The following is a 12,335-nucleotide window of genomic DNA, read 5'->3' as shown; positions in this document are numbered from 1 at the left end:
TTACGTTGAATGTGCTAAGAGTCTCTGCGTGGAAAATAGCGGCCTTCATACTGCCGAGCGTGCTGCTTTATGTCGGAGTCGTATTCGTGCCGATTCTGGTCTCCTTCTACAGCGGACTACTCGATTGGAACGGAATAGGAGAATCGACCTTCGTCGGACTGAACAATTTTGAGAGGCTGCTCTTCCACGATCCGGTGTTCTGGCCGTCCGTGCGCAGAACGTTAATGTTTGCGTTCTTCTCCATGGCCGAAATTCCATTCGCATTATTTGTGGCCATTTTGCTGAACCGTTTTGTCCGAAAGCCGAATTTCCTCGTATCCAGCTACTTTTTGCCGGTGATCTTGTCGGTCGTTGTGGTGGGCCAGTTATGGAAAACGATCTACAACCCCGCTTCCATGGGAGGAATGCTGAATCAGGTGCTGGATTGGCTTCAGTTAAGCGGTTGGACCCGTTCCTGGCTGACGGACCCCGCCATCGCTATGTATTCGCTATATTTTGTCGCCCTATGGCAATATTTGGGATACCATGTCCTGATCCAATTTACCGGGATTCAGAATATTCCTTCCGACATTTATGAAGCGGCCAAAATCGATGGCGCAGATGGACTGAAAGCCGATTGGCATATCACTTTGCCCATGAACATTCCTATTTTTAAAATATCCGTCGTGCTGGCCTTTATCGGATCGCTGCAAGCGTTCGACATGGTCATGGTGATGACCGGAGGAGGACCGGCGCATGCTACCGAAGTGATTTCCACCTATATGTATAACATGTCTTTTTTATCGATGAAATACGGGTACGGCAGCGCGATTGCCGCGTTCCTGGTCGTCCTCTGCCTGCTGGCTACGATGATTATTAATATGGCCTTCAACCGGCTGGAGAAAAAATATACCTAGAGAGGAGGCTGTTCATGAGCGCCACCGTTCCTGCTCTTTCTTCACAACCGGTTAGACCTTCGGGGAAGAAGCGGGTGTCACTGCCGAAGGCTGCTGTTCTCGTTCTCTTGTCCGTGCTGTTTGTTACGCAATTGTATCCGCTTCTATGGTTGTTTATTTATTCGTTCAAAACCAACGAAGAGATCTTGTCCGGAAGCTTCTTCTCCTTGCCGGCTTCCCCGCAGTGGATCAATTATGTGAATGCGGTGGAATCGGGCCATTACTTCAAATATTTGCTCAACAGTCTGATCGTTACCTCCGTGACGATGCTGATTGTGCTGCTGTTTAGCTCGCTGGTCGCGTTTGCCATTGCCCGATTTAAGTGGCGGTACGGGCAAGCCGTCCTTCTATTGTTTCTGGTTGGGATGATGATCCCGATGCAGGCGACTTTACTGCCGCTTATGATCCTTTTTAAAACTATGGGGATATTGAATACGCATTTATCCCTGATTTTGCCGTATGTCGCTTTTCAGACCCCGATTTCGGTATTTATTCTGAGCAGCTTTATGAAGTCTGTCCCCATGGAACTGGAAGAGTCGGCCGTTGTGGATGGTGCCGGGGTGTTTCGCATTTTTCGCAGCATCACTTTACCGATATCCGTTCCTCCTATGATGACGGTCTGTATTCTTTCCTTTATTAATATTTGGAATGAATATATTATGGCCGCAACCTTTATCTCCTCGGAGAAATTGAAGACATTGCCGTTCGGTGTAAACAGCTTCGTCAGCCAATATTCGGTCAATTATGGAGCTATCGGCGCTTTTCTAGTTCTTGGGGCCCTGCCGGTGATCCTGATCTATTTTCTGCTTGCGGACAAAATTACTAAAGGAATGGTGGCGGGCGCCGTCAAAGGCTAGCGCTTGCCAAGGAGTCCGTTCCAAATGTCCCGAAGTACCGGAGCATCACCGTTATGAAGGCGACCGGCGACCGGCGACCGGAAGTCGAACTTTCTCGGACTGGAAGAGTGCTTCCTCCGTTCGACAGACTCCTTGACGGTTGGGTGATAAGATGGGAGCAGGTCGGGTTATTAAAGGAGAGGGCTTGAAGATGGCGCGTGGGCGCGGAATCCATTCCATTCGCGGTCGGTTGTTTCTGCTGTTTCTCTCTTCCATGATGGTTCTTCTCATGCTCGGCAGTTATCTTTATTATCGCAGCACTACGGACTTAATTCATGAGAAAATAAGCGATATGGCGGAGAAAAATATTTCTCAGACGGCCGGCCTGTTTGATCTGCTTCTTGAGGGATACATCAGTGTGACGAAATCGTTGAATAGCAACTATGAACTGCTTCGCCTTCTGCAGGAGAGGGAGAAGGAAAAGGATCCGGTGGCCGGCGTTAATGTGGAACGGATGATCCAAAACATTATGGGTGCAGTGTTCTACTCTCGCAAGGACATTATAGGAATTCATATCATTACGGATAAAGGCAAAATTTATACTTATGAAAATCGTTTTCCTGGGGCGACGGATGATGTCGAATATGTGGAGACGGATTGGTTCAAGAAGCTGGAGCAATCCTCCGGGGAGGCCGTCTGGATGGGATTATACGAAGGCCCGGTATTTGACTCTTCGGGGGATGGGGCTGTTTTTGCATTCGGCCGGAAGCTGTACGATCTGTCGACCTATCAGACGATCGGAGTTCTCCTCATCGAAACGGATCCGAGGCCGATCCTCGAAGCGCTCTCCAATGTCACTATTAGTCCGAACAGCCGGGTCTACATTGTGGATAAGGAAGACAAGGTGGTGGCTTCCACGGAATGGAACCGCGTGCAGGCTCCCACCTCCAGCGGATTGCCGCGTCCGACGAGTCATGGTGCCGTTGTCGAGAACCGTGAAGGGGAATTAGTTGCCGCCGCCCAGGTTGACCACGCGGAATGGACTGTGTTCGGACTGACTCCGGAGGCGGATATTCATGCGGAGATCATCAAGACAAGAAAGTATCTGATTATCGTCAGTGTGCTGCTTGTCCTTCTGTCCATTGCGCTTGCTACTTTGATTTCGCGGAATATTTCCTCTCCTCTCAAGCTGTTGATTCGTCAAATGCGGCAGGTGGAGAGGGGGAATTTCAGAGGCGCGGTCAATGTTCGTTCCTTTGAGGAAATCAACAGTCTGGTCTCCTCGTTCAATCGAATTGTTCGACGGATGGACGAATTGATTGAGCGGATTACGCTAGCTTCCATCAGTGAGAAGAATGCCGAGCTGCAAGCGCTGCAATCTCAGGTTAATCCGCATTTTCTATACAACACGCTCGATATGATTTATTGGATGCTGGATGAACGGGAGAATGACCGGCTGGGGCGGGTCATTCTTGCGCTTTCCCATATGTTCCGGTACAGCAGTGACTGGCAGGAGGCCTCGCGGACGACCTTGCGTCAGGAGCTGGATCAGATGCGCCATTATATGACCATCATCGAAAGCAGATTGGAAGGAAGAGTCCATGCCGAGATCGATGTAGACCGCCGGTGGCTGGATGTCCCGCTGCCGAAGATGACCATTCAACCGATTATTGAAAATGCCGTGAAATCCGGACTGGAGCCGGTGGATCGGCCGGGGAAGCTTCGTGTTTATACCCAAACAACAGAGCGCGAGCTTCTTGTTGTAATCGAAGATAATGGCATCGGCATAGAGGAAACGGCTCTCCATGCTCTGCGTGCGTCGCTATATGGCATCGGTTCCAGAATATCCGAGGACAGGCGGGAAGTAGAGCTTATCGGTTCGAAAACTACGGCGGAGGGCGCGGATCAGTGGAAAGCCGAGGCCACCCCGACTGCAGAAGAGGGCAAAGGCTCGCGGAAAGGAATCGGGCTGCCCAATGTTCACCGCAGAATTGCGCTGATGTTCGGGGAAGCCTACGGTCTCAGAATAAACAGCATCATCGGGTCTGGGACGACAGTCATTGTCGTGATGCCGTTGCCTGCCATAGAGGAGGATGATGATCATGAACTTGTTGATTGTCGACGATGAACATGTCATTCGCGAAGGTATTCGGAGAACGCTGCGAAATCACTTTCCCCACTGCCGCACGTTCCTCGCCGCCAACCCGGAGGAGGCAACCGCTTTGCTGCGCAATCATTATATCCACATTGTACTCACCGACATCTTGATGCCGGGGATGACCGGTCTGGAGTTGATGAAAGTGTCAAGGAAGCGCCATCCGCATATTAAGTGGATCGTGATTTCGGCATACTCCGAGTTTGCCTACGCGCAGGAAGCCGTCCGGCTCGGAGCCAAGGATTACTTGCTTAAGCCGATAGGCAAAGAGGCGCTGATCGAAAGGATAGGCAGGTTAAAAGAGGAAATTGCGCGGGAAACGGAGCTGGCCGAGGATGCGGAATGGTGGAAGAGCGGCCGCAAATATTTACGGGAGGCTATTTTTCAGAGGGTGGCTCTGGGGTTGGATACCGGCCGGTTTGATTTGGGACGGTTTATGGAAAACCATCCATTCTTCCACCTCATTCTGGTCAAGATGGAAAGCGACAGGAATGTCCAATTGGAAAATTTCATCGTCGAAAATGTGCTGAGCGAGCTGATTGATAGATACGGGCACGGGTTCGTAACACTGCTGGACAATAAGAGCTTGCTGGGGTTGATTACGTTGGAAGAAGAGAGCAGGCTCGGCGGGTTATTGAACGAACTGCGAGCCCATCTGAAACAGTATCTCCGCCTTCCTTTCCAAATGATGCATTCGGAGCGGGTAGACCATTTTACTAAAGTGGCGGAAAAAGTCCGGCGGATGAGACAGTTTTCCACAATTCAAGGTTATGAGCATTACGCAGAAGGCGGGGAACGTGCCGTGGAGGTGGCGCTTCATTATATCCGTTCTCATTATCAGGAGGATCTGTCGCTGGAGAAGGTAGCCTCCATCGTTTACCTTAATCCGGTCTACTTCAGCCAGTTGTTCAAGCAGAAAACAGGACAAAATTATAAGGAGTATGTCATTCAATTACGTATGGAGCAGGCCAGACAGCTCCTGCTGAACCCTCGATTGAGGCTTGCGGATATCGCAGAGCGGATCGGGTATCAGGATGTCCGCTATTTTGCGACCTTGTTTCGCAAGAAGTATGGGGCCAGTCCGTCGGAATACCGTCAAGCCTGCATTAGCGGGAATGGAAAGGGGATATTCTAGCGAACACGGTAGTATCGCTGAAACGTGACGAGATCTAAACGATATGTCCGTATATAGGAGAAAACCTGCGAGTTTCAGTTGCGGTGTAACCGTTTTGCTTCCAGCATTCTTGTCCTCACCTAGCCGGACGATGAGTCAGCCGCTCATGCTCCGGCTCTAGGTGAATAAACACTTTAGGAGCATGTAGAACCTTCTGCAGATCGCTCTCTATCCGGTCGCAGAGATCGTGGGCCGTCACAATATCTGTATCGGAAGGCACGACGAGATGGAAATCGATATGCTCCTCGGGACCGGACCTTCTCGTTCTCAGCGCGTGGTACTCGATGAATTCCTCTTTGTAAGAATCAATAATTTCTCGCACGAGCTTCTCTTCCTCCTTGGACAGACGCGTATCCAACAACGGCAGGAAGGATTCCTTCCCCAGCGAGAAAGCTTCTTTCATAATATAAACGGCTATCGCTATCCCGATCAGCGGATCGAGCAGATAGAAATCGGTCAGGCTGACCAGCAGCAAGCTGAGAGCTACCCCTAAGGAAGAGTAAACATCGGTCAGGAGATGCAGGGCATTGGAACGCATGGCTACGGATTGCGTTTTCTCCCCTACGTTCTTGACGATGCGCCCCACAATCAAGTTTATTCCTGCACCTATCAGCATAGCGGTAACACCTAGAATGGGCAGACGAATCGGCTCGGGGTGCAGCAGCTTCTGTACGGATTCATAAATAATCCAGATTCCTGCCACGAAGATGAGCAGCGTTTCGATCGTTCCCGAAACATTCTCAAATTTGCCATGTCCGTAAGGATGATCCTTATCCGGAGGCTTGGAGGAAATGCGAACGGAGAAAAAGGCGATAACCGACGCCATCAAATCCAGCGAGGAATGGATGGCTTCGGAAATGACAGCCACGGATCCCGTTAACACACCGACGATCAGCTTGAGCGTGACGACAAAAAAATTACTGATTATGGACAAGCTGGCGGCTCTGGTTGCTTTCAAATCAATCATTCCTTTATTCATTCGTTTCGTTAACGATCTTCTCTTAATATCTTATCCGATGAAGTTCGGGTGGGTCTATAGAAACAGTGTTGGGGGGTATCCAATAAATAGGATCAACTATAAATTGTTGAACGCAGCTAACAAATCAGGCCGTTCTTATAGGTCCGGGATAATAAGACTTTTAGATCGTATAGTCAAAATATATGAATAAGAGAGGACGCTGTTTCGGTGTTCTCTCTGTTGTTTAAGTAAGATTGCATGGAAGTTTGCGATAATAGCGGCTGAATAGGATGAGTTTGAACGTGCCGCCGATTATGATACAATAATTAGGAACATTTTCCCATGGCGAGGAGTGTTAACAGTGAGAAGAAAGCTCATGTTTACCGCAATGATGTCACTTGTTGTCGCAGCTTCTATGTCTATAGGCGCATGGGCCGCCACCAGCCTGGAAGAGGTTAAAGCCTCATTGAATAAAGGCATCCAGATAGAATTAAATGGCCGTTCCCTGCAATTTAAAGATGAGCAGGGGGGAACTCTCTACCCGATCACTTATGACGGCAATACTTATCTCCCCGTTCGATCCGTCGCCGAATCGTTAGGGCTGTCCGTGGCTTGGGACGGAGAGGCTAACAAAGTCCTTCTGAATGAAGGCAGCTCCCCTAGCGCTTTGAAGAGCTTCAATGTCAATGAAACCATCGTGAGCGGACCGATGAAAATGACCATTACGCAAATAACGTTGGACCCGGCTTACCGAAGCACTCCATATTCCAAACCGGTTAATGCCGTGGTCTTTAAAGTAGAGGTTGAGAATACATCCGGTGAGACAGTGAACTGGAGTCCCCATCAAGGAAAGCTGGTGCTCAATACGAAGGAGCAGATTGAGACCGGTATCTACCATTCCGATCCTGTAGGAGGGGAGTTTAGGGGAGAGGTTCTGAAGAAGGGCAATATTGTGTTTCGGGTAGAGAGCAACCTGGAGGAGGTTACCAATCTGACCTATTATATTTCAGAGCCTTATAATAACCAATCCGACAGGGTGGGAGACGAAACGAGCGTGGAATTTGAATTGAAATAGATGTCGGGGATGCCGTTCTCCAAGGGATGTTGAAGTATTTCCATAAGAAGAACCTCGAAATCCGTCAGGATGAAGAGGTTTTTTTGTTTTCGCGACTTGAGCCATCCTGATAATGCGCTGCATTTGGAATGGATGGTTCAATCTAAAAATTTTTTATGGAAGCATTGGAAGAATAGGAAGAATAGTTTTCAATATTTTCTAGGGGGAAAGATTAAATATAACGAAAAAAACGATTGCGTAGGACGGAAAATCCATGTAATGTAAAAAGGGTTAATTTGATTTCCGAATAGAAGGAGCGAATAAATACATGTCCACCGTATCCCACCCTTCTCCAATGGGGTTATTCCGCAACCGGTTTGTTCAGGCCATCCTGTTGTCCGGATTGCTCCTTCAGATTGGAATATGGGTTCGTAATTACGCGATATTGCTTTTTGTCATGGAGATGACCAACGAGGATCCGTTCGCGATATCCATGATTTATGTGGCCGAATTTGTGCCTATTTTCGTTTTTTCGTTTATCGGCGGGACTTTCGCCGACCGATGGCGTCCCAAGCGGACGATGATCTGGTGCGATTTGCTCAGTGCAGTGTCGGTCTTCGTCGTGCTGCTCACGTTAATGTTTGCAACTTGGCACGCTGTCTTTTTTGCCACGTTGATCTCGGCTATATTGTCCCAGTTTTCCCAGCCTTCCGGAATGAAGCTGTTCAAGCTCCATGTCCCGGAGGAATTGATGCAAATGGGGATGTCATTGTATCAGACGATGTTCGCCCTTTTTATGATTCTGGGGCCTGTTCTCGGGACGTTTGTCTATCAATCGTATGGAATCAACGTCGCCATTCTAATCATGGGTGTCGCCTTCCTCTTATCTGCGGCAGCTCTCACCTTGCTCCCGGCGGATAGGCAGGAGGAAAAGAAAGAGATTTCGACCACAGTTCGTGAGGAAATGGCCCAGGGCTTCCGGTATGTGCTCCAAAGCCGCTCCCTGACGCTGCTGGGAGGCTGTTTCATGCTGGCCGGTCTGGCTATCGGATTAATCCAGCCGCTGGCCGTCTTTCTGGTAACCGAGAGACTGGGGTTAGATAAGGAAAACCTGCAGTGGCTCATGATGGCGAACGGAATCGGGATGATTGTTGGAGGCGGTCTGGCTATGGTATTTGCACGCAAGATCGCCCCTCAGCGATTGCTGGCTTTCGGTATGGTGGTCAGTGCCGTCGGAATGCTGATCGTCGGTTTCTCAACCAACCTATGGCTGACACTCGGCGGGCAGCTGCTCAGTGGCCTGGTCATGCCCGCGATTCAGATAGGAATCAGCACGCTCATTCTGCAAAGCACCGAATCCTCTTTCGTAGGCCGGGTGAATGGAATATTGAATCCTCTCTTCATGGGATCCATGGTCGTAACGATGATGGTGTCCGGGGTGCTTAAGCCGTTAGTCACGCTCGTAGGGATGTTCACAGTCGCCGCGGTTTTGTTCGTGATAGGGGTCATCGTCATTTCTCCGCTTCTAGGCTCTTCATACAAGCCGGGGACGGCCGGAAATGGTTCCGATTCGGAGGCTTCCGCCGTGAAGCCAATGGGCGAAATGATGGAGCCTTAACAAGGTATTAGCTTAAGAGGGTGTACTCCAGGTTATCGGATGGATGACTAGGGACACCCTCTTTGTTATCTTTCCAAGGACAGACATGACGTCCAACGGAAAAGCCGGCGCCTATTTTATCGGCCGATCCGGCAATTTAGGCGGATGCTATCCGCAGACAACCCCGCTCTTCTCATCTAATACATCAAAAGCGATGATTTGGCGGGAGGGAAGAACGATGTTTCGCAGAAAGCTTGGCTTAAGGGTTAACGAATCTCTTCGCACCTTGGAAGCTATTGATCTGGTTAATTGGAAGAAGAATGCCCGGAACAGAGCTAAGAGGGCCCCTGTCGAGCTGAATGAGGAATGGCTCATTCCATCAGAGGAGATAAGAGATAAGGGAAACCGGAAAGCCGGAAGGCAAGAAGGCAGGACGGCAAAATCCGGGGTTATTCGGATGGCCAGGAAAGAAAGGGACGTCTATTCCTATGACAGGGCGGTTGCGCCGGCCAAAACCGGGGGAGATTGGAACGAGCAGACATACCGGAGAATCAGAGACACCGAACTACCCCAGAGGGCGTCAACACCCAATGACCTGTATCATCTCATCCATGATCATTTGGACCATATCCAGGAGATGACTGTGGGAGTAGAGCAGCTTATGAAGGCTTCCGCCGAGCTGGTTCGCCAGTTGGAGCGGACTTTCGGACGCGAATAATTATTTTGATTTAGAACAAACTATAATTTACAAGTCCTCCAAAATAAATTATAATGATTATAAACAAGTAATCAATTTAATTTTATAACGCCCTGAATTTGTTTTGTAGCATGCTGCTCCCGTATAAGGAGCGGCATGTGTCGTTTTTAGGGGGTTAAAAATGGTAATCATTCTCATTGAGATAAGGAGGGCTATGATCATGAGTACTTCTCTGCAAACGGCAAAAGAATCGATCCGTGAATCTAAAGGCTGCAATAGTAAGGATGACTATGAAGGTAGAGGAAATGATTGGATGAGTAAATATGGAGAAGGCATAGCGGCCCTGGCGAGCGGAATTCTGATCGCAGCAGCCTGGGGAATGGGGTATGTGTCGGAGCCCGTCTCTATTGGCTTGTATCTGCTGGCATTCGTTGTAGGAGGATTTGTCAAAGCGAAGGAAGGTCTTCATACCCTGATTGCCGAGAGGGATCTCGACGTCAATCTGTTAATGATCCTTGCCGCCATCGGGGCGGCCAGTATAGGCTACTGGACGGAAGGGGCCGTGCTGATCTTTATTTTTTCCTTAAGCGGCGCCTTGGAAACTTATACAATGCAGAAGAGCAGCAAAGATATTTCTTCTCTCATGGACTTAAAGCCGGAAACGGCTCTTCTCTATAAGGATGGCAAGGAAACAGAGGTGCCGATCGAGCAATTGGCGGTGGGCGATCTGGTTCTGGTTAAACCGGGGGAGAGAATTCCCGCCGACGGGCTGATTCGCGAAGGGAGCTCTGCCGTGGATCAGGCTTCGATTACCGGGGAGTCGATCCCGATCGATAAAGAGCCCGGGGATGAAGTGTTCGCAGGTACGCTGAATGGCCATGGAGCGCTGTTCGTTGAAGTTTCCAAGCCGAGCGAGTCTACCTTATTCGCCAAAATCATTAAGCTGGTGCAGGAAGCACAAAGCGAAAAACCGGCCTCCCAGCTTTTCATAGAACGGTTCGAGCGGATTTATGCCAGGGTCATTATATTAGTTACGCTATTGTTAATTGCCATACCGCCATTCCTGCTTGGCTGGAATTGGGAGGCTACTTTCTATAAGGCGATGGTGTTTCTGGTCGTTGCTTCCCCTTGCGCTTTGGTCGCGTCGATTATGCCGGCCGTGCTGTCAGCCGTATCCAATAGTGCGCGGAAGGGCGTTCTGTTCAAGGGAGGAGCTCATTTAGAGAACATTGCCCAAACAAGTGTCGTAGCCTTCGATAAGACGGGGACGCTCACCTACGGGCAGCCGGCGGTTACGGATTGGGTGGCCTATCAAGGGATGAGTGAGGAGGAGTTGTTTGAAATCGCAGCTTCCATCGAAAGCTTGTCCGAGCATCCTCTGGCGAAAGCCATTGTTGACAAGGCAAAGGAGAAGCAATTGAGCATCGGGCGGGCTTCGGGGCTCAAGGCTCTGACCGGCTGGGGAGTTCAGGCGGATTACCGCGGGGATACCTGGAAAATCGGCAAGCCGTCCTTCACCGATAAAGAATGGATGAATGAAGAAATTGAAGCCATCGTAGAGAAATGGGCGAATGAAGGCAAGACGGTCACCATTGTCCAGAACTCACAAGGAGTAGCAGGGGTATTGGCTCTTCAGGACCGGATCCGTCCGCAAGCCAAGCAGGCGATCGCCCGCCTGCGGAAGCTGGGCATTACGGTGGCCATGCTGACAGGAGATCAGCGGAGAACGGCTCAAGCGATCGCCGATGAAGCGGGGATCGATCTCGTCTTTGCGGAATTGCTGCCGGAAGATAAAGTGACACGAATCAAGGAACTGAAGGAGAAATACGGCAAAGTGACGATGGTCGGAGACGGGGTTAACGATGCTCCGGCGTTGGCTACGGCAACCGTAGGGATTGCTATGGGAGCGGCCGGAAGCGATGCTGCGCTTGAAACCGCCGATCTGGTTCTGATGAATGACGACATCGACAAAATTTCGATGGCGGTCGAGCTTGGCCGCCGGACCCGGAGAATCGTTAAACAGAACATCGTCTTTGCCATTTCCGTCATTGCTCTGTTGATTCTTTCGAATTTCGCGCAAGGGATCGCGCTTCCTCTTGGCGTCGTCGGTCATGAAGGCAGCACCATTCTGGTCATTCTCAATGGCCTGAGGCTGCTTCGCTAATATTTGCCCGGGTTGGTTTGAGCGGGTTGATTGATGTCCGGCTGACGATGCCGTGTGTTGATGCAACTATTTGCTGCGCTGCGTGGCAAGATACATTTTAATGGTCCTAATCGGGATAGCGATTGAGGGACCATTCAAAAAGGGGCGAGAGATCGCCCTTTTTTGTTACCATATAGGAATCATTTAAATTTAATGCGATGTAGGATAAAGTTTCCTATGGGGCATAGAAAGCTTCCGCTATACCGGGTTATACATCTTCAGTTCCGGGTTCCCCGCAAAGTACCCGAAATACGCTTCGAAGGTCACACGTCACTTTGTGGGGTATTGATAGGCTCCGTTAGGTGCTTTTTTACCACATTAGAAAGTTTAAGTTCATTAAAGCATTAAAATGGAACAAACTTTCTAATTGGCATAAAAAGCTTCCTCTAATACCGGGTTATTCATCTTCGAGATGGCTCCGTTAGGAGCTTTTTTTATTGATCCAAGAGCACGGGCCCGTTCGTTCCGGGGCTGACTTCGCTTTCTCGGCCATGCAGCCGCTGTATGGGCGGAAACAGGCGCATGGCCCTAAAGACGAGCAAAAATGCAGTAGAATCTCGTCCTTTTTCCAAAATAGAGCGAAAGACGCTCGAAAGTGCATGTCTTTTTGGCCAAACGGAGGGATTTTCGCAAAAACGTCCAAAAGACCTGCACAATCTCCACGGCCCCCTAACGAAACTGGAGTCCTACCCTACAATATATTATTGTATTTCTTAGGGAGGCGAC

9 protein-coding genes are annotated in these 12,335 nt (G+C 49.7%); 8 read left to right on the top strand and 1 reads right to left on the bottom strand.

The features are described from left to right. Window positions 1-5 precede the first annotated feature (5 nt). From ACFQ03_RS19230 to ACFQ03_RS19215, 4 genes are all read left to right on the top strand, one after another. Window positions 6-896, top strand: coding sequence for a carbohydrate ABC transporter permease (locus tag ACFQ03_RS19230; RefSeq protein ID WP_144937993.1), 891 nt, complete (start codon window positions 6-8; stop codon window positions 894-896). Between the two features lie 14 nt (window positions 897-910). Further along, window positions 911-1,792, top strand: coding sequence for a carbohydrate ABC transporter permease (locus ACFQ03_RS19225; protein WP_144937996.1), 882 nt, complete (start codon window positions 911-913; stop codon window positions 1,790-1,792). A gap of 190 nt (window positions 1,793-1,982) precedes the next feature. Beyond that, on the top strand, window positions 1,983-3,899 hold the full coding sequence (locus ACFQ03_RS19220) for a cache domain-containing sensor histidine kinase (protein ID WP_379290232.1): 1,917 nt from the start codon (window positions 1,983-1,985) through the stop codon (window positions 3,897-3,899). Continuing rightward, window positions 3,874-5,061 carry a response regulator gene (locus ACFQ03_RS19215; protein ID WP_144938002.1) on the top strand — a complete coding sequence of 396 codons (1,188 nt, stop codon included), beginning with the start codon at window positions 3,874-3,876 and terminating at the stop codon, window positions 5,059-5,061. The genes ACFQ03_RS19220 and ACFQ03_RS19215 overlap by 26 nt, the downstream gene beginning before the upstream one ends. 115 nt (window positions 5,062-5,176) lie before the next feature. Here the strand turns inward: ACFQ03_RS19215 and ACFQ03_RS19210 are convergent, their stop codons facing one another. Continuing rightward, window positions 5,177-6,058, bottom strand: a complete 882-nt coding sequence (locus ACFQ03_RS19210) for a cation diffusion facilitator family transporter (RefSeq protein WP_379290229.1) — start codon at window positions 6,056-6,058, stop codon at window positions 5,177-5,179. A 361-nt stretch (window positions 6,059-6,419) separates the two neighbouring features. Here ACFQ03_RS19210 and ACFQ03_RS19205 point away from each other — a divergent pair, with 361 nt between their 5' ends. The 4 genes from ACFQ03_RS19205 to ACFQ03_RS19190 all read left to right on the top strand — a co-directional run bounded on the left by ACFQ03_RS19205 (window position 6,420) and on the right by ACFQ03_RS19190 (window position 11,570). Beyond that, on the top strand, window positions 6,420-7,133 hold the full coding sequence (locus ACFQ03_RS19205; protein ID WP_379290227.1) for a stalk domain-containing protein: 714 nt from the start codon (window positions 6,420-6,422) through the stop codon (window positions 7,131-7,133). A gap of 307 nt (window positions 7,134-7,440) precedes the next feature. After that, the gene (locus ACFQ03_RS19200) at window positions 7,441-8,730 is read left to right on the top strand and encodes an MFS transporter (RefSeq protein ID WP_379290225.1); all 1,290 of its coding nucleotides are present in this window, start codon (window positions 7,441-7,443) and stop codon (window positions 8,728-8,730) included. A gap of 217 nt (window positions 8,731-8,947) precedes the next feature. Next, a complete protein-coding gene (locus ACFQ03_RS19195; protein WP_379290223.1) occupies window positions 8,948-9,427 on the top strand; it encodes a hypothetical protein in 480 nt (159 codons plus the stop codon). Between the two features lie 193 nt (window positions 9,428-9,620). Continuing rightward, entirely contained in the window at window positions 9,621-11,570 is a 1,950-nt protein-coding gene (locus tag ACFQ03_RS19190; RefSeq protein ID WP_370451734.1) for a heavy metal translocating P-type ATPase, read from the top strand. Window positions 11,571-12,335: the final 765 nt, after the last annotated feature.

The organism is Paenibacillus residui, from assembly GCF_042677205.1.
GTDB classification, from domain to species: domain Bacteria; phylum Bacillota; class Bacilli; order Paenibacillales; family NBRC-103111; genus Paenibacillus_L; species Paenibacillus_L residui.
This window is presented reverse-complemented; position numbering and strand designations above follow the sequence as displayed.